The 22,670-nt window shown below is 63.7% G+C and carries 15 protein-coding genes; 14 read left to right on the forward strand and 1 reads right to left on the reverse strand.

The window, feature by feature from the left end:
- The first annotated feature begins 35 nt into the window (after positions 1–35).
- The 11 genes from KLP42_RS07510 (at position 36) to bglB (ending at position 16,761) form a co-directional block, all read left to right on the forward strand.
- A complete protein-coding gene (locus tag KLP42_RS07510) occupies positions 36–3,104 on the forward strand; it encodes an alpha-mannosidase (RefSeq protein ID WP_215565597.1) in 3,069 nt (1,022 codons plus the stop codon).
- Between the two features lie 2 nt (positions 3,105–3,106).
- A complete protein-coding gene (locus KLP42_RS07515) occupies positions 3,107–4,342 on the forward strand; it encodes a CehA/McbA family metallohydrolase (RefSeq protein WP_215565598.1) in 1,236 nt (411 codons plus the stop codon).
- A 10-nt stretch (positions 4,343–4,352) separates the two neighbouring features.
- On the forward strand, positions 4,353–5,405 hold the full coding sequence (locus KLP42_RS07520; protein ID WP_252192832.1) for a LacI family DNA-binding transcriptional regulator: 1,053 nt from the start codon (positions 4,353–4,355) through the stop codon (positions 5,403–5,405).
- A 121-nt stretch (positions 5,406–5,526) separates the two neighbouring features.
- The gene (locus tag KLP42_RS07525; RefSeq protein WP_215565600.1) at positions 5,527–7,431 is read left to right on the forward strand and encodes an ABC transporter substrate-binding protein; all 1,905 of its coding nucleotides are present in this window, start codon (positions 5,527–5,529) and stop codon (positions 7,429–7,431) included.
- Between the two features lie 162 nt (positions 7,432–7,593).
- On the forward strand, positions 7,594–8,580 hold the full coding sequence (locus KLP42_RS07530; protein ID WP_215565601.1) for an ABC transporter permease: 987 nt from the start codon (positions 7,594–7,596) through the stop codon (positions 8,578–8,580).
- Positions 8,581–8,587: 7 nt separating this feature from the next.
- On the forward strand, positions 8,588–9,745 hold the full coding sequence (locus KLP42_RS07535; RefSeq protein WP_215565602.1) for an ABC transporter permease: 1,158 nt from the start codon (positions 8,588–8,590) through the stop codon (positions 9,743–9,745).
- A 12-nt stretch (positions 9,746–9,757) separates the two neighbouring features.
- Positions 9,758–10,813, forward strand: coding sequence for an ABC transporter ATP-binding protein (locus tag KLP42_RS07540; protein ID WP_252192833.1), 1,056 nt, complete (start codon positions 9,758–9,760; stop codon positions 10,811–10,813).
- Positions 10,810–11,862: an ABC transporter ATP-binding protein gene (locus KLP42_RS07545; protein WP_215565603.1), complete on the forward strand. Its 1,053-nt coding sequence runs from the start codon at positions 10,810–10,812 to the stop codon at positions 11,860–11,862. The genes KLP42_RS07540 and KLP42_RS07545 overlap by 4 nt, the downstream gene beginning before the upstream one ends.
- A 41-nt stretch (positions 11,863–11,903) precedes the next feature.
- Positions 11,904–13,142 carry an HAD family hydrolase gene (locus KLP42_RS07550; RefSeq protein ID WP_353844835.1) on the forward strand — a complete coding sequence of 413 codons (1,239 nt, stop codon included), beginning with the start codon at positions 11,904–11,906 and terminating at the stop codon, positions 13,140–13,142.
- Positions 13,139–15,649, forward strand: a complete 2,511-nt coding sequence (locus tag KLP42_RS07555) for a hypothetical protein (protein WP_252192834.1) — start codon at positions 13,139–13,141, stop codon at positions 15,647–15,649. Before KLP42_RS07550 ends, KLP42_RS07555 begins: the two co-directional genes overlap by 4 nt.
- A gap of 32 nt (positions 15,650–15,681) precedes the next feature.
- Positions 15,682–16,761: a beta-galactosidase BglB gene (gene bglB, locus KLP42_RS07560; RefSeq protein ID WP_215565605.1), complete on the forward strand. Its 1,080-nt coding sequence runs from the start codon at positions 15,682–15,684 to the stop codon at positions 16,759–16,761.
- A gap of 112 nt (positions 16,762–16,873) precedes the next feature.
- Here the strand turns inward: bglB and iolG are convergent, their stop codons facing one another.
- Positions 16,874–17,866: an inositol 2-dehydrogenase gene (gene iolG, locus KLP42_RS07565; RefSeq protein ID WP_215565606.1), complete on the reverse strand. Its 993-nt coding sequence runs from the start codon at positions 17,864–17,866 to the stop codon at positions 16,874–16,876.
- A 128-nt stretch (positions 17,867–17,994) separates the two neighbouring features.
- On the opposite strand from iolG, the gene KLP42_RS07570 reads away from it, so the two are divergent.
- From KLP42_RS07570 to iolD, 3 genes are all read left to right on the forward strand, one after another.
- On the forward strand, positions 17,995–18,810 hold the full coding sequence (locus KLP42_RS07570) for a MurR/RpiR family transcriptional regulator (RefSeq protein ID WP_215565607.1): 816 nt from the start codon (positions 17,995–17,997) through the stop codon (positions 18,808–18,810).
- Positions 18,811–18,930: 120 nt separating this feature from the next.
- Positions 18,931–20,853, forward strand: coding sequence for a bifunctional 5-dehydro-2-deoxygluconokinase/5-dehydro-2-deoxyphosphogluconate aldolase (locus tag KLP42_RS07575; protein ID WP_215565608.1), 1,923 nt, complete (start codon positions 18,931–18,933; stop codon positions 20,851–20,853).
- Positions 20,850–22,670, forward strand: a complete 1,821-nt coding sequence (gene iolD, locus KLP42_RS07580) for a 3D-(3,5/4)-trihydroxycyclohexane-1,2-dione acylhydrolase (decyclizing) (RefSeq protein ID WP_215565609.1) — start codon at positions 20,850–20,852, stop codon at positions 22,668–22,670. Before KLP42_RS07575 ends, iolD begins: the two co-directional genes overlap by 4 nt.

The following is a 22,670-nucleotide window of genomic DNA, read 5'->3' on the forward strand; positions in this document are numbered from 1 at the left end:
CCAATTGCTGACGGCCTCGGAGGAGGGGCCACGCGATGAAGCGTATCCGAAAGCTCGACCACCTGCTTTCCCGGCTGCAGGAACGGATCTTCGTGCCGCTCGACGTTCACGTCGATCTCGTCTACAGCCCCGCCGCCGCATCCGAGCGTCAGCGCATGGTGTCATCCGATCGCGTCGGCTGGACGCCGGTTGACCGCGATCTCGTCTGGGGCGAGCCGGACGGCTATTACTGGTTCGGCGGCGCGGTCACGATACCGGATGCCGCCGCGGGCCGGCGCGTCGTGGTGCATGTGGACGCCGCCTTCGGCAGTGTCATGGGCCGCAGCGATCCGCAATGCCTCGTGCGCGTCAATGGCCGGATCCGTCAGGGCGTCGATGGCAATCACCGCGACTTCCTGCTCACCGATCAAGCGAAGGCGGGAGAGCGCTTCGACATCCTGATCGAGGCCGGCACCATCGAGGATCGCCGCCAGCTCGGCTTCGGTTGCAGCCTGGTGCTGCATGATCTCGAAGTGGACGACCTCTATTACGACATCCGCGTGCCGCTCGACGTCGCCCGTCTGCTGGCGGCCGATGATCCGCGCCGGCACTTCATCCTCAACCATCTGGAGGCGGCCGTCGACGCGATCGACCTGCGTCCCGGCAATGATGCCCGCTTCCGCGCCTCGATGGAGAGGGCACGTGCCGCCGTGCAGCCGATCTACGACGCGCAGGATTTCGAGGAAAAGCCGACCATCGTCACCACCGGCCACACACATATCGACGTGGCCTGGCTGTGGCGCGTGCGCGAAACCCGGCAGAAGATGGCGCGCTCCATGGCAACGGCGCTTTCCCTGATGCAGGACTTTCCGGACTACCGGTTCATGTATAACCAGTGCGTCCTGCTGGATTATCTCAACCAGGATTATCCGGAACTGTTCGAGCGGATCGCGCACGAGGTGAAGACCGGCCGCTTCGAGATTGAAGGGGCGCTCTGGCTGGAGCCGGATGTCAACATCGCCGGCGGTGAAGCGCTCGTGCGTCATATCCTTTATGGCGTCGACTATCACCAGCGCACCTTCGGCGTACGCCCGCGCATGATCTGGCTGCCGGACACGTTTGGCTATTCGGCCTCGCTGCCGCAGCTCATGGAAAAATCCGGTCTCGACAGCTTCGTCACGCACAAGCTTTCGTGGAACGACACCAACCGCATGCCGGACGAGACGATGTTCTGGCAGGGCATCGATGGCACGAAGGTCGTTGCCTATTTCCTCACCACCCAGCCCTATGATTCAACCAGTCTCGGCACAACCTACTGCCCCAATCTCAAGCCCACGCATGTGATGGGCACATGGCGCCGGCACGGGCAGCAGGCGCTGAACAAGGAACTCTTTCTCGTCTACGGTCACGGCGATGGCGGCGGCGGGCCGACGCGCGAGATGCTGCAGAACATTCGCCGCATGGAACGCGGCATTCCCGGCTGCCCCAAGGTCAGCCACGAAACCATGCGCCCCTTCTTCGAACGGCTGATCGGCCGCATGCGGGCGGCGCCGGAGAACTATCCGGTCTGGGTCGGCGAACTCTATGCCGAATTCCACCGCGGCACGCTGACCTCGGTCGCCAAGAACAAGCGCAACAACCGGCTGGCCGAAATCGCGCTGCGCGAGATCGAGATGCTGGCGGTGCTCGCAGAACGCCATGGGCTGGCCGATTATCCCGCAGAGGAACTGCGCCGCCTGTGGGACATCGTGATGCTGAACCAGTTCCACGACATCCTGCCGGGCTCCTCGATCGGCTACGTCTACGAGGACAGCGACCGCGACTATGCGGATTTCTTCGCTGCCGCCCGTCACCTGACAGAACGGCTGACGGCGCTGCTGGCGCCCGCAGGGAACCCCTCGCTGTTCAACGCAGCGGGCCGCAGCCGCGACGGCATCGCGCTGAGTGCGGCAAGCGTCGCGCCCGCAAGCGAGCAGGTGATCGTCCGTGCCGATGGCAGCACGGCCCATGCGGTTGCTGTCTCGGGTCTTGCCCCGCTTGCCTTCTCGTCGCTTGAGGATGTGCTGCAGGATTCCGGTGCGCAACCACCGCTTTCTGTTTCCACCACGCATCTGGAAAACGAACGCCTCCGCGTGCGCTTCGATGCGAAGGGGCGCATCACCTCGCTGTTCGACCGCAGGCGCGACCGGGAAATCCTGCCGCAAGGTGGTCTCGCCAACCGCCTGATCGCCTACCGCGACATGCCCGCTCAATATGATGCCTGGGATATCGATGCCGATTTCGAGGACCAGAGTTTCGATATCGATGATCTCGTCAGCGCCGAGGTGGTGGAAACGGGGCCGCTGAGGGCCGCCATCCGCTTCGAATGGTGCTATGAAAATTCCAGCATCGTGCAGATCGTCTCGCTGGCGGCCGGCGCTGGTCAGCTGGAGGTGGATTGCCTGATCGACTGGCACGAACACAATACGCTGGTGAAGGCAGGCTTCCCGGTTGCGGTGAATGCTGCGGCCGTCGATGCCGAAATCCAGTTCGGCCATGTGCGCCGCGCCAGCCATCGCAACACGTCCTGGGACCGCGCGCGGTTCGAATGCTCGATGCAGCGCTGGGTGGATATCAGCGAACCCGGCTTCGGCGTGGCGCTGCTGAACGATTGCAAATATGGCTATGACGCCAAAGGCAGCGAACTTCGGCTGACGCTGCTGCGCTCGCCGACCTATCCCTGGCCGGAGGCGGACCAGGGCGAACACCGGCTGCGCTATGCGGTGCTGCCGCATGACGGCAACAAACTGCAGGTGCACGAGGCTGCCGAGGACTTCAATCTTCCGCTCGCCATCGTCCACGGCGCGGCCCACGCGGCAAGCACGACACCTCTGCTGGCGGTCGAAAGCGAGGGCATCGCGCTGGAGGCGGTCAAGCGTGCCGAAGCCGGCGACGGCGTCATCGTCCGGCTGTGGGAGACGACCGGCACGCGCCGTACCGGCACCGTGCGGCTGGATCCATCCTTCACATCGGCCATGCTGGTCGATCTCCTGGAGGAGGGGAACGAGGCCGTCGCCATCCAGGATGGCCGCGTAACCCTTGCCTTCCGGCCCTTCGACATCATCACGCTCAAGCTTGCAGATTGACCATGTCCCATCACGACCAGTACATCACCCGGACCATCGACAGCTTTCCGGAGGGCGAAAAGTCCTTCGTCGAAATTCCCTTCGAGGTAGGACCGGAGATCGAACGCATCGAGGTCAGCTATCATTATCCATTCGGTGGTGGCGGCAGCGTCATCGACCTCGGGGTCGCCCGCAACGGGCGCATGCGCGGCTGGACCGGCTCGGAACGCGGTCACATCACGCTGGAAGCCGATCGTGCGACGCCCGGCTATGACCTCGGCCCGCTACCCGGCCAGTGGCATGTGGTGCTGGGCATCGTGAAGATCGGCCCGGACTGCAAGGTCGAAATACAGATCCGCCTGATTGCCCGGCGCCGGCAGTGGCTGGCAGGTGAACTGCACAGCCATTCCGAACATTCCGATGGCGGCGTCACGGTGCTCGATGCCATTCACCGCGCCCGGGCATCCAGGCTCGATTTCATGGCGATCACCGACCACAATACCGTTTCGCAGAATATCATCCGGCCGGACGATCCCGGAATCCACGTCATTCCGGCCATGGAACTGACCTCCTTCCATGGCCACACCAATTTTCTCGGCCTCGAGCGCCCGGTAGAAGACTGGCGCTGCCGCTCGCCACAGGAGGTGGCGGACAAGATGGACGAGGCGCGCGCCAGGGGCGCCACCATCGTCATCAACCATCCCTTCCAGAACTCGGCCGGCGGGCGCTGGCAGGCCGGCTTCGATGTCGCCTTCGATGCCTACGAGATCTGGAATGGCAACTGGTCGGTGATGAACGAGCAGGGGCTTGCCTTCTGGCAGCAACTGCTGAGCCAAGGCCGGCGCGTTCCGGCAACCGGCGGCAGCGATTTCCACCTGAAGAACCGGCGGCGTCACGGCAGGCCGTGTAACCGCGTCTGTGCCGAAGGCTCTGCGATCGCCGATATCCTCGCGGCCGTGCGGGCCGGCGCCAATGTCATCACCTTTGCGCCGGACGAGACCATGGCGAAACCGTCAGCCGCGGATCTGCCGCTGTTCGGAACGCAGGTTGCGCGCGGCGCAACGGTCGGCGTGACCTTCGACGGTCTTGCGGAAGGCGACGAAGTGCGCTTCATCACGGAAGCCGGACTGGTGGAGGCCCGCGCCGCGACCGCCGGCAGCATGGTGGTCGAGCAGGCCTTTGCCGGCCGTTTCCTGCGCTTCGAGGTCTGGCACGGCAAGGATCCGAAGCTGTTCACCAATCCGTTCTATGCCGAATAGGAGCATTACGTTGGACAGACGGTCGGACCGGAAGATCGGCATCAAGGACGTATCCCGCGAGGCCGGCGTTGCGCTGAGCACCGTCTCCCACGTACTGAACGGCACGGCTCCCATCTCGCAGGAGGTGCGCTCCCGCGTGCTTGAGGCGGCGCGGCGCCTTGGCTATCTGGCCAAACGACAGCAGAAGGGCGCAATAGCCTCGCTGACGACGCTTTACCTCGCCGTACCGCCCGGCAACCGCCCGCACAACGACATCAACCTCGTGTCCTGGACGCTGCTGACCCAGCTTTCGCGCGAATGCGAGCGGCGCGGCGTGCGGGTGGTGGCGCATAACGGATCGGCGGAACTTTCGGCGGCGGAAATTCTGGCCGGCGCCCGCGGCGTCGGCGCCGAGGGCATCGTCCTTGTTTTCGACGACAATCCGAAGCTGCTGAAGGGCCTGGCCGCCTCAGACATCCCCGTGGTGCTGCTGAACGGCGAGGACCCCGCAATGGGGCTCGACACCGTGGCACCGGCCAACCGCTATGGCGCGCGGCTCGCCACCGAATGGCTGCTCTCGCATGGCCACCGGCGCATTCTGCACCTTACCTGGCGCGGCCGCAGCACCATCATGCGCCGCGTCGACGGCTTCCGCGACGCCTATGCGGAACGGGACCTGCCGCAGGACCTGGGCGAGGTGCTTTACGCCCGCGGCTACGAGCCAGACCAGGCGCGTCAGGCGCTGAGGGGCTTCATCGCCGAGCGCGGCGGCCTGGATGGCTTCACGGCGGTGTTTTGCGCAGCCGACAACCTGGCGATCGGCGCACTGACGGAACTTCAGGCACAGGGCTATGCGATTCCCGCGGACATTGCGGTGGTGGGCTTCGACGGGGTCGCGCCCGGCGAACTCACCGTCCCGTCGCTCACCACCGTGCGCGTGCCGCTTGATGCGCTGGCGGCCTCCACCGTACAGATGCTGGAGAACCGCCTGTCTTTCATGAGCCGCGACTACCCGGCCTGCCGCATCGAACTCGGTTGCCAGCTTGTCGAGCGTGAAAGCGGCGGCGGCCTTTCCTCAGCCTGAAAATGAAAAAATTTTTTCATCTTGATTTTTGAACGATCATGCCAGATCGTCCGATCCAACGCGATTGCTGGGATATTTTGGGGCAATAGGCGGAATAAACGAGTTCATCTGGGAGGGTGACATGTCTCAACGTAAAAATATTTTCACAAGTTCTCTCGCTGTTCTTCTGGCTACCTGCCTCGCCGGTTCGGCGCTGGCATTCCAGGAATCGCCGATGCTGGCGGAACAGGTGAAGGCCGGCAAGCTTCCGCCGGTCGACCAGCGTCTGCCCGAAAAGCCGACCGTGATCGAAGCCGAGCAGGTCGGCCAGTATGGCGGCAACTGGCAGCGCGCCTTCAAGGGGCCGGGCGATCGCTGGGGCCCGACCAAGCTGATGGAAGAGCGTGTCGTGAAGTGGGCGCAGAAGCCGGGTGGCCCGCTGAAGCTGGTGCCGGGCTACATCTCGTCCTATTCGGTCAGCCCCGATTCCCGCGAGTTCACCTTCACGCTGCTGAAGGGCCTGAAGTGGTCGGATGGCCATCCGGTGACCACCGAGGACGTGCGCTTCTGGTATGAGGATGTCTTCCTCAACAAGGACATCCTGGCCAATATCGACCAGACGCTGGCGCCCGGCGGCAAGCCGATGAAGCTGGAAGTCATCGATGAGCAGACCTTCAAGGTGAAGTTCGACCAGCCTTATGTCTACTTCCTCGAAATCCTTGCCAAGGATTCCACCGGCGATCCGAGCCTCGACCGCCCGAGCTTCATCTTCCCGAAGCACTACCTGAAGCAGTTCAACAATCACTATGCGTCGGAAGAGCAGCTGAAGGCAGCCGCAGCGAAGTTCGGCGTGCCGAAGTGGAGCGACCTGTGGGGCTCCAAGGGTGCCGCGACTGCCTGGTGGCAGAACCCGGACCTGCCGGTGATCACCGCCTGGAAGATCGAGAAGCCGGCGCCGGGCGACCTCGTGACCATGGTGCGCAACCCCTATTACTATGCGGTGGACCAGGCCGGCAACCAGCTGCCCTATATCGACCGCATCACGCACCGCCTGTTCAGCGATCAGGAAGCCTTCAACCTGATGATCGTGCAGGGCCAGATCGACATGCAGATGCGCTATGTCGAGCCGCAGGACTTCACCTTCTACAAGGAGAACGAGGCCAAGGGGAACTATAAGGTTCACCGCTGGACGCAGGCACAGACCTGGGCACTGGTTCCGAACCTCAACATGAAGGACGAAGTGCTGCGCGGCCTGTTCGAGAAGTCGGACTTCCGCCAGGCCCTCAGCATCGCCATCGACCGTGACACCATCAACGAACTGATCTTCTCCGGTCTTGCCGAGGCGCGCCAGGCATCCCCGGTCACCGGCTCGCCGAATTTCGACCCGGACCTTGAAAAGCACTGGGCCGAATACGATCCGGACAAGGCCAATGCGCTTCTCGACGGCATTGGCCTGACGAAGAAGGACAGTGAGGGCTTCCGCCTGCGCCCGGATGGCAAGCGTCTGCAGATCGTCGTGGAAATGCAGCATGCCAACGGTCCGAAGACCATGGAACTGGTTGCCGCCAACTACAAGGATATCGGCGTCGAACTGCTGCCGCGTATCATCGACCGCACCCAGTGGGATGCGAACCGCGACAACAACGAGTTCCAGATGCAGTGGTATCCCTTCGACCGGCTGTCGGTCGTGGCGGCCGATCCGCGCATCATGATGGGCAACGATTCCTACGCGAACCAGTATTATCTCTGGTATTCGACCAAGGGTGGCTCCGGCATCGAGCCGCCGGCCAACCATCCTATCCGGCGCATCTTTGCCGATTGGGACAAGGCTGGCAAGGCTGCCGATCGCAAGGAAGCGGACGCTGCCGTCAACGACCTGATCAAGACATTTGTCACGGAAGGCTGGGTCATCGGCATCGTCGGGGAACTTCCCGCGATCTCGGTGGTGAAGACCAACTTCATGAACTTCCGCGACGACCTGATCGAGGACGACATCACCCGCGGCATCGGCCTTGGCGCCACGCAGCAGATGTGGATGAAGCAGTAACCGGCTTTAGGCCCCGATCCAGCACATGCCCTCCGTCGGCCCGGCACGAGCCCGGCCGGCGGACCGCGATTTCATTTCATCGATCAGTCCTGGTTTCCGGCCAACGGTGACAGGTGACGTTTCCCGCTGGAACGGCACGTCCTGCGGAGCAGGAGGGAAAGCATGCTCAGTTATATCGCCAGACGTCTCTTGTGGGCCATTCCCACATTGGTTTTCGTCTCGTTCATTTCATTCGTGATCATCCAGTTGCCGCCCGGCGATTTCGTCACTGCCTATGCCGCGCAGCTGCGCAACAGCGGCGACTACATCACCGAGGCCCAGGAGGCGCTGCTTCGCGCCGAATGGGGCCTGAACGACCCGCTGCTGGTGCAATACTGGCGCTGGATTTCCAACATCGTCCTGCACGGCGATTTCGGCCGCTCGCTGGAATGGAATGCCGCCGTCAGCGACCTGATCTGGGAACGCCTCGGCCTGACGCTGGCGATCTCGACGCTCAGCATGGTCTTCACCTGGCTGATCGCCATTCCGGTCGGCGTCTATTCCGCCACGCGCCAGTATTCCGTGTTCGACTATCTCTTCACCGTCTTCGGCTTCCTCGGCAAGGGCATTCCCGACTTCCTGCTGGCGCTGATCCTGATGTGGATCACCTTTGTGTGGCTGAACATGGATGTCGGCGGCCTCGTCTCCCCGCAGTTCGAGGGCCAGCCCTGGGATCTCGCCAAGATCGGCAACATGCTATCGCACATCTGGATTCCACTGGTGGTGCTCGCCACCGGCGGGGCCGCGGGCCTGATCCGCGTCATGCGGGCCAACATGCTGGACGAGTTGCGCAAGCCCTATGTGGAAACCGCCTATGCGCAAGGCTTCGGCGAGCGCACGGTCGTCTGGCGCTATCCGGTGCGCGTCGCTCTCAACCCCTTCATCTCCACCGTGGGCTGGGCGCTGCCGGCACTGTTTTCCGGCGACGTCATCACCGCCGTCGTGCTGAACCTGCCGACCACGGGCCCGCTTCTGCTGCAGGCGCTCAAGATGCAGGACATGTATCTCGCCGGCAGCTTCATCCTGATCCTCAGCGTCTTCACCGTCATCGGAACGGTGCTGTCCGACATCCTTCTTGCGCTTTCCGACCCGCGCATCCGGTTCTCATGAGGCGCACATGACCGACATTCACACCTTATCTCCCGAAACCCTGCTTTCTCCGCCGCTGGCGCCGAAGGAAGAGTTCAATGCCGACGCATCCTACACGGCAAAGCCCCGGACGCTGATCTGGTGGCGCTTTCGCAAGCACAAGCTGGCCGTCGTCTCGCTCGCCTTCATGGTGATCCTCGGACTGCTCGCCCTGTTCGCGGATTTCATGTCGCCCTACGGGCCGAATACGATCAACCGGCTGAACACATTCGCGCCGCCGAATGTCGTGCGTGTCATTCATGACGGTGCGCTGCATCGTCCCTTCGTCTACCCGCTGAAGCGCACCCGCGATCCGGAAACCGCCCGGGTGCTTTATCAGGAAGACCGCACGAAGGTGCTGCCGGTCGAGTTCTTCGTCCGCGGCGAAACCTATGCGCTGCTCGGTCTGGTGGAAACCAACCTGCATTTCTTCGGCGTGAACGACCGCCGCCAGCAGATCAACCTGCTCGGCACGGATTCGCTCGGCCGCGACCTGTTCACCCGACTTCTCTACGGCGCGCGCGTCACCCTCTCGGCCGGCCTCATCGGCGTCGCCTTTTCCTTCGTTCTCGGCCTCGCCCTCGGCGCGATCTCCGGCTATTACGGCGGCTGGCTCGATGCGATGATCCAGCGACTGATGGAGTTCATCCGCTCGATCCCGACGATACCGCTCTGGATGGGCCTTGCGGCGGCATTGCCGATTGCCTGGGATCCGCTCTTCGTCTACGTGCTGATCACCATCATTCTGTCGCTGATCGGCTGGACGCATCTGGCGCGCGTGGTACGCGGGCGCTTCCTGTCGCTGAAATCGGAGGATTATGTTCTGGCCGCCCGCCTGGCCGGCGCCTCGGAATATCGCATCGTGACGCGCCACATGCTGCCGGCGATGACGAGCTACATCATCGCAGCCCTTACGCTTGCCATTCCGGAAATGATCCTCGGCGAGACGGCGCTCAGCTTCCTTGGCCTCGGTCTTCGCCCGCCGGTGGTCAGCTGGGGCGTGCTGCTGCAGGACGCACAGAACCTGCGCACCATCTCGCTCGCCCCCTGGCTTCTGGCGCCGGGAATCGCGGTCGTCCTCGTCGTGCTTGCCTTCAACTTCATCGGTGATGGCCTGCGCGATGCAGCCGACCCCTACGGCCAATGACGGAGCAGCATCATGTCTGAGACCATCACGAAATCCCTGTCACCCATGCCTCAGGAGCGGTTGCTGCAGCTCGACAATGTCGGGGTGCACTTTCCGACCCGCGACGGACTGGTCAAGGCCGTCAACGGCGTCTCCTACCATGTCAACAAGGGCGAGGTGCTCGGCATCGTCGGCGAAAGCGGATCGGGCAAGTCGGTCACCGCACGCTCCATCATGCGCCTGCAGCCGAAATATGCGATCAACGCCAGCGGCACCATCCGCTATCGCTGCAAGAGCGGCGAGGAACTGCTGATCAACGAGCAGGACCGACTGGGGCGCACCATGCGCAATCTGCGCGGCAACGAAATCGGCATGATCTTCCAGGAGCCGATGACGGCGCTGTCGCCGGTGCATACCATCGGCACGCAGATCATGCGCACCGTCATGCTGCACCGCAACGTCTCCAAGGCGGAGGCGCGTGCCCGCGCCATCGAACTTCTGACCAAGGTGCAGATGCCGCGGCCGAACGACATCGTCGACCGCTTTCCGCACCATCTCTCCGGCGGCATGCGCCAGCGTGCCATGATTGCGCTGGCGCTCGCCTGCGATCCAGCCCTCCTGATTGCCGACGAACCGACGACCGCCCTCGACGTCACCACCGAGGCGCAGATCCTGGAACTGCTGAAGCGTCTGCAGGACGAGATGAACATGGCCATCGTGTTCATCACCCACAATTTCGGGGTGGTGGCCGACATCGCCGACCGCGTTGCAGTGATGTATCTCGGCCGGGTGGTGGAAACCGGAACGGTGGACGAGATCTTTTACGAGCCGAAGCATCCCTATACCCAGGCGCTGCTGCAATCGATCCCGCGGCTTGGCCGCAGCCACGGGCGGCGGTTGCGCACCATTGCCGGCATGGTGCCGGACCCCTTCAACGTTCCCACGGGCTGTTCCTTCCACCCGCGCTGCATGCACGCCGTCGGCGGCATCTGCGACGTCCAGACGCCGGAGGATGTGGTGTTTGCCAGCGGGCAGCGTGCCCGCTGTCATTTCGCCGGGCAGGACAGGCAGGCGGAGGCTGCACAATGACCACGATCAGCAAGACCAGCGTGCCGATGCACGAGGACCACATCATCTCGGTGCGCAGCGCCCGCAAATACTTTCCTGTGCAGGAAGGCTGGATGCGTCGCGTCAAGGGCTACGTGAAGGCTGTCGACGACATCACCTTTGACATCCGCAAGGGCGAAACCTTCGGGCTGGTGGGCGAAAGCGGCTCTGGCAAGTCCTCGATCGCCCGCCTCATCCTGCGCGCCTATGACCTGACCGGCGGCGAGATCCTGTTCCGCCGCGCCGATGGCAGCGTGATCGACGTGTCGACACTGTCGGATCGCGATCTGCGCGACATCCGCCGCGAGATGCAGATGATCTTCCAGGATCCCTATTCCTCGCTGAACCCGCGCATGACGCTGCTCGACCTCGTCGGCGAGCCGTTGGTCATTCACGGTGTCGGTTCGCAAGGCGAGATCCGCGACCGGGTGGCAGAACTGCTGCGCCTCGTCGGCCTGCGGCCGGAATATCTGACCCGCTATCCGCATGCCTTCTCGGGGGGGCAGCGCCAGCGCATCGGCATCGCCCGGGCGCTGGCGCTCAATCCGAGCTTTATCGCTGCCGACGAAGCCGTCTCGGCGCTCGACGTGTCGGTCGCGGCCCAGAACATCAACCTGATGCAGGACCTGCAGGAGAAGTTCGGGCTCACCTATCTCTTCATCACCCACGATCTCGGCATGGTGGAGCACATCTCCGATCGCATCGGCGTGATGTATCTCGGCCGGCTGATGGAGGTCGGGCCGACCGACGAGATGTTCGCCAAGCCGCTGCATCCCTACACGGAAGCGCTGCTGGCTGCCGTGCCGCAGCCGGACCCGCGCGGCAACCGCGCCCGCAAGCGCGTGCCCCTCAAGGGCGAGATTGCCGATGCGATGAACATCCCGACCGGCTGCCCCTTCCATCCGCGCTGCGCCTATGCCGATGCAAAGTGCCGCGGGGAGGTGCCGGAACTGCGCGTGGTGAAATCCGGCCGGCAGGTGCGCTGTCACCATGCAGAAACGCTGGACCTGATCGGAGTGGCCGCGGAATGACATGCGCCAGCCCCCTCAGCGGTGAACTCCGGGAACTCGTCGTGAACGGCACGGACGCAGATGCAGCGCTTGCCCGCCGGCACCAGCCGCGGCTGATGCTCGACAGGGCCGAACCCTTCCGGCCGCTCGCCGCGGGCTACGCCGTCTACCGGGAGGAGGGGCAGTCTCTCTCCTCGAAATTCCGCATCCGGCCGCAGGCGCACGCCGTCATCGAATATGCGATCTGGTATGACTGGGATATCCAGCACCTTTATGATCTCGAACATGTCTGGGTGCATGTGGATGCGGCCGGCGCGGTGGTGAAGGTGGAAGCCTCCCGCCACGGCGCGCGGCGGGCCATGGTGCGTCCGGACGGATCGCTTCCTCTCGAGCATGGCCGGCCTGTCCTCTACAGCGAGCCCGGCAAGCACGCACATTGGGCCGACAATGGCGAGATGCACGTCAAGAGCGGCACCCTGATCGAAGCCATGTGCGGCGCTTTTGCCGGCGAGCAGGGCGTGCATCTGTCCAACCGCTTTTCCCATGCCGGGCTGATATCCGCCTCCGCGCTGGAAAACCGTCTGGCGCGGCTCAAGATGAAGCGGGCGGCCTTCGTGCCCAGCTGGGACTTTGCCCGCAGCGGCGATGAACAGGGCGGCATTGCCCTGGTGCCGTGGGCGGTGCTGGAACAATGGATTCCGAAGCGCGTGGCGCGTCTGGTGGAAGATCTGCCGAGCAGCGTCCCGCATCTTGCGGCCGTCTTCCTCGATTGCGGCGATACGCTGGCCGATGAAGCGACCGAGGAAAAGATCCCCGGCACGGAGATCGTGACGCGAGCTGACCTCATTCCGGGCGCGGCCGACACCGTGCGGCAGCTTGTTGCCAGCGGCTATCGGCTGGCGCTGGTGGCGGATGGACCGCGCAAGACCTTCGAGAACATTCTGGGTGCGCACCGCCTTTGGGATTGCTTCGAGGCGCACGTCATATCCGAGGATGTCGGCGAACTGAAGCCATCCGCGCGGATGTTTGCCGCCGCCGCCGATGCGCTCTGCCTGTCGGACGAGGATTGCCGTCGCACGGTGATGGTCGGCAACAACCTTCAGCGCGACATTCTGGGCGCCAACCGCTTCGGTCTGATCAGCGTGTTCCTGGCCTGGTCGAAGCGCCGCAGCCACAAGCACCGGCTGAGACGCGAACGCCCGCGCCTCACCATCAGCCATATCTGGAAATTGCCGGACCTGCTGGAGCGCATCGAACTCAGCCTCCCGCTTCCGGAAATGCAGGCGGAGCAGCAGCCATGACAGCGCAGGCGCAACCGAAGAAAGAGCATGAGGGCGCGGGCTTTGTCGTTGCCCCCGGCCAGTCCGTCACGGCATGGGCGCTGTCTCCGGTGGAGGCGACCTATTATCCGGGCGAGCCGGCGCTTGCCGAAGATCGGGTGAACTACCGCTTCATCAACGGCTTCGTCGACGTGGGCGATCTGCCCTGCCGCGTGGCGCTGTGGGAGGAGATCAAGACCCGCACCGTTGCCCTGCGCACGGATTTCCCGGTCGAGGGGCTCTATCTGCCGGGCTTCAACCGGCGCGTCGAGTTTTCCGGCTTCTGGCATCGCCCAACCCGTCTGTCGCGCTGGCTGAAGACGCGGCTCGTGCCGACATCGGGCGGCGACATGCGCTTCCGGCTGGCGACCTGCGGCGGCGTACGCATCTGGGTCGATGGCGTCGAATGCCTGGCCTTCGAACCCTTCCGCCGCAACAGGGAATCACAGACCGAATTCACGCTGCCGCTGAAGGCCGGCGGCAGCGAGGTGGTGGTGCTCTGCGAAGAACTCGCCGAGCGGGACGCGCTCTGGTACTTCGAACTGACGCTCCTCGGTCCCGGCCCGATTGTCGCCGAACTGCCGGTGCCCGCCTCGGACGAAACGATTGCACTCCTGAAGGAGCTTGCAACAGACGTGCGCCCGATGCCGCTGCATGTTCTGGATGGGCAACTGGTGCTGAAGGTGGAGCGGCCGGCGGCCGTCGATGTCACCGTGCAGGCGAAAATCCTGCCGAGTGTGCATATGCGCGACAAGCCGCCGCTTCTCGATGCCGTCGGCATTCTGCGTGCCGGAGAAACGACGCTGCGGCTGGATGGTGCCGACAAGCTGCCGGACGGCTACCACCCGCTGGGGCTGATCTTCTCCATCGGCGAGACGCGGGTCGCCCGCCAGATCGATTTTGCCACGCTGACCGAGCCGATGCGCGATCTGCGCGCCCTGACGCTGGAGGAGCGCAAGCATCTTGCGCTGGAATTCGCCGCAGAACATGGCGAACAGCGTGCCGGCAAGGCCATCGCGATGATGGCCACCGGCCGGCCTGTCGACGCCGTCTTCCGCGAGATCGTCGCCAACACGCTTGCGGCCATCAACGAACGGCGCGACTGCTCGGACTTCGTGCTGGTGCCGCTGCTCTGGCTCTACGGGGTCTATCGCGATCGACTGCCGGAAGAGATCCAGACCGAGGTACGCCGGACGATCCTCGATTACCGCTACTGGGTAGACGAGCCGGGCAATGACGTGATGTGGTTCTGGAGCGAGAACCACGTACTGTGCTTCCACGTCTCGCAATATCTCGCCGGCAAGCTTCTGCCGCGTGCCGCCTTCACCGCATCGGGACGCCTCGGCGCCGAGCAGCAGGAACTTGGCCGCCAGCGACTGATGAAGTGGTTCGACAGCGTCGAAAGCCATGGCCTGGCCGAGTGGAACTCCGCCGCCTATTACCCGATCGATTTCATCGGTCTGCTGGCGCTGGAGCATCTGGGAGAGGGAGTGATCCGCGAGCGGGCCAAGGCCCTGCTCGACCGGCTCTATCTGATGATCGGCCTGCACACGCTCGAAGGTGTGCCGGCGGGCACCATGGGCCGCGCCTATGACAAGGAGTTGCGCGCCGGCCCGCTGACGGAGCTTGCCCCTTTCGCCACCGTCGCATTCGGCAAAGGCTGGTTCAACAACGGCGTGGCCGCACTCACCATGCTGGCCGCCGGCCAGTATGTGCCCCCGGATGCCGCAGCGGCCGTTGTATCTCCCGCCCCTGGCAAGGCACTGACGGCGAATTACGTGCAAGGCCATGATGAGGCGGCAAGGCTGGCGCTCTACAAGAGCGCGCATGTTCAGCTATCCTCCATGATGGACGGCAGGCCGGGCGGACGCGGCCATCAGCAGCATGTAGTGGATCTGCGCTTTGCCGGTTCGCCCTTTGCCCGCGCCTGGATCAACCAGCCGGGCGAGGATGACCCCTGGGGCAGCGCACGGCCCTCCTACTGGGCCGGCAACGGCTCCATGCCGCGGGCAGCACAATACGGCAATGCCGCGCTGCTGCTTTATGACCTCGGCGATACGCCGCGCATCCCCTTCAGCCATGCCTATGTGCAGGTTGATGCCTTCGATTCCGTGGAGCGCGTCGGTAATTTTATCGTGATGCGCAGCGGCCAGGGTTTTGCGGCCCTGACGGCCACCAGTCCCATCGAGCCGGTCACGACCGGTCCGGGCGCCGGCATCGAGTTCCGCGCCCGCGGGCGGACAACCGGCTGGCTGGCCCTGATGGCCGAAGGCTCCGACAGCAAGGCGTTCGACGCCTTCAAAGCAAGCCTTTCGACCCTCACGCTTTCGCTCGACGCAGAGACACCAACGCTGACGCTGAAGCGCCCGGCCCATGAAACGCTGCTGCTCGACTGGGAGCAGGGGCTTATCGTCGGCGGGCTGCCTTACGTGTTTCCCAATCGCACGCTCGAACCGCTGATCCGGCACATCGATGCCGTGTCGCACTGATTGCAGATCCGAATTGACAGACAGGATTCCCGATGCTGATGCAGCCCGAAATTCTTTCCGAAACGCTTTCCCGCGTCGCCGTCGGCCTTGCCCGCCTCAAGGGCATCAATGAAACCGTGGCCGCTCCCGACGGTGGCTACGAACTGCAGTTCGACGAATGGGACTGGGAAGTCGGCGTCGGCATCTATGGCCTCATCCGTCATGCGGAAGCGATCGGCGACCGCTCGCTGATGGAAGCCATCGGCCGCTGGTATGACTGGCAGATCGGCCGCGGCCTGCCGCCGCGCCAGGTCAACTCCTCCTCGCCCATGCTGGCGCTCGCCGTGCTGATCGACCACATCAAGCGTCCGGACTGGGAAGCACTGGTGCAGGACTGGGCCGACTGGCTGATGACCAGGCTTGCCCGCACCGAGGATGCCGGCTTCCAGCATGTGGTCAAGGAGCGGATGAACGACGGCGAATTGTGGGACGACACGCTGTTCATGACCTGCCTGTTCCTGGCCCGCGCCGGCCAGCGCTTCGGGCGCCAGGACTGGATCGAGGAGGCCTTCTACCAGTTCCTCGTGCATGAGCGCTTTCTTGCCGATCCGGTCACCGGCCTCTGGTATCACGGCTGGACCTTCAACGGCCGCCACAACTTCGCCAAGGCCTTCTGGGCGCGCGGCAATTCCTGGATCACCGTCGCGATCCCCGAACTGTTCAGCCTCGTCGCACAGGTGCCGGAGCATCTGAAACGCCACCTGACGCATGTGCTGCAGGCACAGGTCCGCACGCTTGCCGAACACCAGCGCCCCAACGGCATGTTCAACACGCTCGTCTGCGATCCAGGTTCGCCGGAGGAAACCTCGGCCACCGCCGGCATTGCCTATGGCATTCTGCGCGGCATCGATCTCGGCCTGCTGGACGCCGCGCTGAAGCCGGTCGCCACCCGGGCACTGGATGCCGTGATGCAGCGGATCGACGATACCGGCATCGTGCTCGAAGTGTCCGACGGCACGCCGATGGGCCACACGCTGGATTTCTACCGCCAGATCCCGAACGTGCCGGCACCCTATGGCCAGGCCCTCGTCATGCTGCTTCTGGTGCGCGTTATGGCCGAAAAGCAAGGTTGAGGCGGGCGGGCCGCGCCGGGCAGGGGACAGGTGCGGTGCGGCCCTGCCAGCACAACGAAAGGCGGCGGACCCTGAGGTTCCGCCGCCTTTTTGGTATCCGGATCGATAGCGATCAGACGAGCGAAACAGCCGCACCCGTCTTGGCAGACTTGAGCGCAGCATCGGCAAGCTTCAGCGCGATCAGGCCGTCTTCGGCAGACGGCGAGGCGGCAGCGCCCTTTTCGACCGTATCGATGAAGGCCTTGATCTCGGCGGCATAGGCTTCCGTATAGCGCGTCATGAAGAAATCATGCAGCGGCGGACGGGTATAGCCATCCTTGTTGGCGACCTCGATCGACACCGAGCGCTGGTTCTCGGCAGCAACCGAGCCCAGCGAACCATGCACTTCGATGCGCTGGTCATAGCCGTAGGTGGCGCGGCGGGAGTTGGAGATAACGGCCTGGCGGCCGCTGGCGGTGGTGAGGATCAGGCTCGCGCTGTCGTAATCGCCTGCCTCGCCGATCTTCGGGTCGACCAGAACGGCACCCGTTGCGAAGACCGAGGCGATCTCTTCGCCGAGCAGGAAGCGCGCCATGTCGAGATCGTGGATGGTCATGTCGCGGAAAATGCCGCCGGAGACCTTGATATACTCGACCGGCGGAGCGCCCGGGTCACGGCTGGTGATCGTCACCATTTCCACCTTGCCGATGGTGCCCTTGTCGATTTCAGCTCGAACGGCCTGGAAGTGCGGATCGAAGCGGCGGTTGAAGCCAAGCATGACCTTGGCGCCGGTTTCCTTCACCACGTCGATGCAGGCCTGTGCGCGAGCTACATCGAGATCGATCGGCTTTTCGCAGAAGATGGCCTTGCCAGCGCGGGCGAACTTCTCGATCAGGTCCGCATGCGTGTTGGTCGGCGTGCAGATGATGACGGCATCGACATCCTTGTTGGCAAGCACCGCGTCGATGGTGCTGACCTCGCAGCCGGCCTCATCGGCGATCGCCTGTGCTGCGGCTTCCATGGCGTCCACCACGGCCACCAGTTTTGCACGCGGGTCGGATGCGATCGCCTTCGCATGCACCTTGCCGATACGTCCTGCGCCCAAAAGGGCCAATCTCGTTACCATGGGTTCTCCTCCACATCGGGTCTTGGGTCCGGACCGGAAGCCATCTTCCGAAACCGGATTTGGAATATATGTTCCATTTTGCTAGAGTGTGACCATATTCGTGTCAAGCAGAGAAAAGGACGGTATGGATGGCCGAGGCAGGGGCGCCGACAAGCGTGAAGGAGTTCGAGGAACGGCTGCTGGATGTCTCCGTCGCCCTGCCCAAGCGGTTGAAGCAATGCGCGGACTATGTTGCGGCCAATACCGACCGGATCGCCGTGTCCACGGTGGCGGAAATGGCAGAAGGTGCCGGCGTGCAGCCCTCGGCCTTCATGCGCTTCTGTCAGATCATGGGTTTTTCCGGCTATTCGGAAATGCAGCGCCTGTTTCGCGAAAGCTATGTCGGGGGCTGGCCGGATTATGCGACCCGTCTCGACCACCTGCGCGACATGGGCGAACACAGCGGCCCGCGACTTCTCGCGGAATTTGTCGAAGCGAGTCGCGCTTCGCTGGAAAACCTGCTGAAATCCGTTGATCCTCAGGCGCTTGAAGACGCCGTGGAGGTTCTGGCCTCTGCCAGCCTCGTGCACATCATCGGCCTGCGCCGTTCCTTTGCGGTGGCAAGCTACATTGCCTATGCGCTGGAAAAGATGCGAGTTCCGGCCATGCTGCACGGTGCTGCCGGCCGGCTTGAAAGCGTCAACGCCATCCGCCCCGGCGATGCGCTGCTTGCCATTACCTTCTCCCCCTATTCGCAGGAGACGCTGGATCTGGTGGAGACCGTGCGCGCCCGCGAGGTGCCGGTGGTGGCGCTGACCGACGCGGCAGTCAATCCGTTGCGCAAGATGGGCGCGACCATTCTGGCGGTGTCGGAGGTGGATTTCGGCGCCTTCCGCTCGCTCTCTGCGACGCTGTGTCTCGCCATTGCCCTGTCGACGGCCGTGGGTACGCGACGCAGCACCTGAATATTCGTATTGAAACTCTTCAAAATGGAATTTATAGTCCAAATCTGAAAAGCCGGCGCGGGAGACGCCGGATGCGGCGCGGCATGCGCCGGTTGCCATCTACGGCCAAGGGAGGGCCTCTTGAAGCCACTCGACGTGATCACGATCGGACGCTCGTCCGTTGACCTCTATGGCGCCCAGGTGGGTGGCCGGCTGGAGGACATGAACTCCTTCAACAAATATATCGGCGGCTCGCCGACCAACATTGCCGCGGGCGCCGCCCGCCTCGGCCTGAAGAGCGCGCTGATTACCCGCGTCGGTGACGAGCATATGGGCCGTTTCATTCGCGAACAGCTGGTGCGCGAGGGCGTCGATGTGCGCGGCGTGAAGACCGATCCGGAGCGGCTGACGGCGCTCGTCCTGCTCGGCATCCGCGACGAGAACCAGTTCCCGCTGATCTTCTACCGCGAAAACTGCGCCGACATGGCGCTTTGCGAGGAGGATATCGATCCGGCCTTCGTCGCCGAAGCGCGCTGCATCACCGTCACCGGCACGCACCTCTCGCATACCCGCACGGAAGCGGCCGTGATGAAGGCGCTGCGGCTTGCCCGCGAAAACGGCGCAAGGACCGCACTCGATATCGATTATCGCCCGAACCTCTGGGGGGTGGCGGGCCATGGCGACGGCGAAAGCCGCTTTGTGGAATCCGCCAAGGTGACCGCGAAGTTGCAGAGCACACTGCATCTGTTCGACCTGATCGTCGGCACGGAAGAAGAATTCCATATCGCCGGCGGTTCCACCGACACGCTGGAAGCGCTGCGCGCCGTTCGCAAGGTTTCGAAGGCGGCGCTGGTGTGCAAGCGCGGACCGATGGGGGCTGCCGTTTTCGAAGGCGAGATTCCGGACAGTCTCGACAAGGGCCAGACCGGCCCCGGTTTCCCCATTGAAGTCTTCAACGTGCTGGGCGCGGGCGATGGCTTCATGGCCGGTCTGCTGAAGGGTTGGCTGACCGGCGAGGATTGGCCGACGGCCCTGAAGTTTGCCAATGCCTGCGGTGCTTTTGCCGTGTCGCGCCACGGCTGCACGCCCGCCTATCCGAGCTGGGAAGAGCTGCAATATTTCTTCAGGACCGGCATCAGGAACAAGGCGCTGCGCAAGGACGAGGCGCTGGAGCAGGTGCATTGGTCCACCAACCGCAAGGGTGACTGGTCGACCATGCGCGTCTTTGCCTTCGATCACCGCATGCAGCTGGAGGCCATGGCCGAAGAGGCCGGCGTGCCGACGGATCGCATCGGCACGTTCAAGAAACTCTGCCTGCAGGCCGCAACCACCGTGGCCGGCGGGCAGGGCGGCTATGGCATTCTCTGCGATGGCCGCCTTGGCAAGGAAGCGCTCTATGCCGCTGCCGGTACCGGCCTGTGGATCGGTCGTCCCGCCGAATGGCCGGGTTCGCGCCCGCTGACGCTGGAGCCGGAGCTCGGTCTCGATTGCGGCGGCCTGGGCGAATGGGCGGCCGAGCACGTGGTGAAGGTTCTCTGCTTCTACCATCCTGACGATACCGCCGAGATGAAGGAGAAGCAGGAAGAAACGGTGAAGCGCCTGTTTGAGGCCGCCCGCCGCAACCGACTGGAATTTCTGCTGGAAGTCATTCCGTCCAAGGTTGGCGCGGTGGATGACGAGACGACGGCTGCGATCATCGACCGCTTCTATGACATCGGCGTGTATCCCGACTGGTGGAAGCTGGAGCCGATGAGAACGCAGGCCGCCTGGGCCAATGCCTGTGCGGCTGTGGAGCGTCATGACGCCTATACGCGCGGCATCGTCGTTCTGGGTCTCGATGCGCCGCAGGCCGAGCTTGAGGAGAGTTTTGCGCTTGCGGCCGGTTTCGATCTGGTGAAGGGTTTCGCGGTCGGTCGCACGATCTTTGGCGATGCCGCCCGCAAGTGGCTGGCTGGCCAGATCAGCGATGAGGCCGCCGTTCAGGACATGGTGGCCCGATACAAGAGCCTCTGCGCGATCTGGGATGGAGCGCGCGCAAAGGCCGTTAAGGGAGGAAAGGCATGAAAACGATCCGTTTGACGGCAGCGCAGGCTTGTGTGCGCTATCTCGCCAATCAGCTGAACGAGGATGGCGTGCCTTATATCGCCGGCGTCTGGGCCATCTTCGGCCATGGCAACGTGGCCGGCATCGGAGAAGCGCTTTACGGCATTCGCGAGGAGCTGCCGACCTATCGCGGCCAGAACGAACAGTCGATGGCGCATGCGGCGATTGCCTATGCCAAGCAGCTGGGCCGTCGCCGCGCCATGGCGGTGACGTCGTCCATCGGTCCCGGTGCGCTGAACATGGTCACGGCTGCGGCATTGGCCCATGTCAACCGTCTGCCGGTTCTCTTCATTCCGGGCGATGTGTTTGCCAATCGCGGTCCCGATCCCGTTCTCCAGCAGATCGAGGATTTCGAGGATGGCACGGTGTCGGCCAATGACTGCTTCAAGCCGGTCAGCCGGTATTTCGATCGGATCGAGCGACCCGAACAGCTGTTGACGGCGCTGCCGCGCGCCTTCCGCACCCTGACGGACCCGGCCGACTGCGGCCCTGTCACACTCGCCTTCTGCCAGGATGTACAAGCCGAGGCTTACGATTACCCGGAAAGCTTCTTTGCCAGGAAGACCTGGCGTTTCCGCCGCCCGGAGCCGGATGTGATCGAGCTGGAAGCGGCTGTTGCCGCCATCAAGGCGGCAAGGAACCCGGTCATAGTCGCCGGTGGCGGTGTGCATTTTTCCGGCGCGACGGCAGTGCTGAAGGCGTTTGTCGAGAAGCACAAGATCCCGGTTGTTGAAACACAGGCCGGCAAGTCGGCGCTTGCCTGGGACCACGCCTATAATTTTGGCCCGGTCGGCGTCACCGGCTGCGAAAGCGCCAATATCGTGTCGGAAAAGGCCGATCTGGTCATCGGCGTCGGCACACGGTTCCAGGATTTCACCACCGGTTCCTGGGCGCTGTTCAAGAATCCCGACCGAAAGATCCTGGCGCTGAACGTTCAGCCTTACGACAGCGCCAAGCATGATGCCATTCCGCTGGTTGCCGATGCCAGGGTCGGGCTTGAGAAGATTTCCGCAGCGCTGGGAGATCATGTCTTTGCAGAGCCGGACACGGGTCTGAAGGCCAGCTGGTTTGCCAAGGCCGATGCGGTGACCGCAGCGCCCAAGGATGCCAACACGCTGCCGACCGACATGCAGGTGATCGGCGCCGTGCAGCGTGCCTCACGCGACAACACTGTTGTGATGTGCGCCGCCGGCACCATGCCGGGCGAGTTGCATCAGCTGTGGAAGGCCAAGCTGCCGCTCTCCTATCACATGGAATACGGCTTCTCCTGCATGGGCTACGAGATTGCCGGCGGTCTCGGCATCAAGATGGCGGAGCCGGAGCGTGACGTGATCGTCATGGTCGGCGACGGTTCCTACATGATGATGAATTCGGAGCTGGCAACGGCGGTCGGCATGGGGGTGAAAATCACCGTCGTCATCACCGACAATCGCGGTTACGGCTGCATCAACCGGCTGCAGATGGGCACCGGCGGCGCGGAGTTCAACAATCTCTACGCCCATTCGAATGTCAGCCCCATCGCAATCGATTTTGCCGCTCACGCGGCGGCCATGGGCGCGAAATCCCACAAGGTTGCTTCGATTTCGGAGCTGGAAGCGGCGCTTGCCGCAGCTCGCGAAGCGGCAGAGACGACCGTCATCGTCATCGATACCGATCCCTATCCGACACCAGGGGCCGGTGGCCACTGGTGGGACGTGGCCGTGCCGGAAGTCTCGGCCCGCGAAGAAGTCAACAAGGCGCGGTCCGCCTATGAAGCTGCCCTGAAGGAAAGAAGTTAA

It is taken from the genome of Rhizobium sp. CSW-27, from assembly GCF_018760785.1.
Classification (GTDB): Bacteria; Pseudomonadota; Alphaproteobacteria; order Rhizobiales; family Rhizobiaceae; genus Neorhizobium.

Bases quoted from the DNA above. Each gene is read 5' to 3' on its own strand.
- KLP42_RS07530 (WP_215565601.1), top strand. From the start codon at position 7,594: ATGCTCAGTTATATCGCCAGACGTCTCTTGTGGGCCATTCCCACATTG.
- KLP42_RS07570 (WP_215565607.1), top strand. From the start codon at position 17,995: ATGGCCGAGGCAGGGGCGCCGACAAGCGTGAAGGAGTTCGAGGAACGG.
- KLP42_RS07535 (WP_215565602.1), top strand. From the start codon at position 8,588: ATGACCGACATTCACACCTTATCTCCCGAAACCCTGCTTTCTCCGCCG.
- iolG (WP_215565606.1), bottom strand. From the start codon at position 17,866: ATGGTAACGAGATTGGCCCTTTTGGGCGCAGGACGTATCGGCAAGGTG.
- KLP42_RS07540 (WP_252192833.1), top strand. From the start codon at position 9,758: ATGTCTGAGACCATCACGAAATCCCTGTCACCCATGCCTCAGGAGCGG.
- KLP42_RS07515 (WP_215565598.1), top strand. From the start codon at position 3,107: ATGTCCCATCACGACCAGTACATCACCCGGACCATCGACAGCTTTCCG.
- KLP42_RS07525 (WP_215565600.1), top strand. From the start codon at position 5,527: ATGTCTCAACGTAAAAATATTTTCACAAGTTCTCTCGCTGTTCTTCTG.
- bglB (WP_215565605.1), top strand. From the start codon at position 15,682: ATGCTGATGCAGCCCGAAATTCTTTCCGAAACGCTTTCCCGCGTCGCC.
- KLP42_RS07510 (WP_215565597.1), top strand. From the start codon at position 36: ATGAAGCGTATCCGAAAGCTCGACCACCTGCTTTCCCGGCTGCAGGAA.
- KLP42_RS07555 (WP_252192834.1), top strand. From the start codon at position 13,139: ATGACAGCGCAGGCGCAACCGAAGAAAGAGCATGAGGGCGCGGGCTTT.
- iolD (WP_215565609.1), top strand. From the start codon at position 20,850: ATGAAAACGATCCGTTTGACGGCAGCGCAGGCTTGTGTGCGCTATCTC.
- KLP42_RS07545 (WP_215565603.1), top strand. From the start codon at position 10,810: ATGACCACGATCAGCAAGACCAGCGTGCCGATGCACGAGGACCACATC.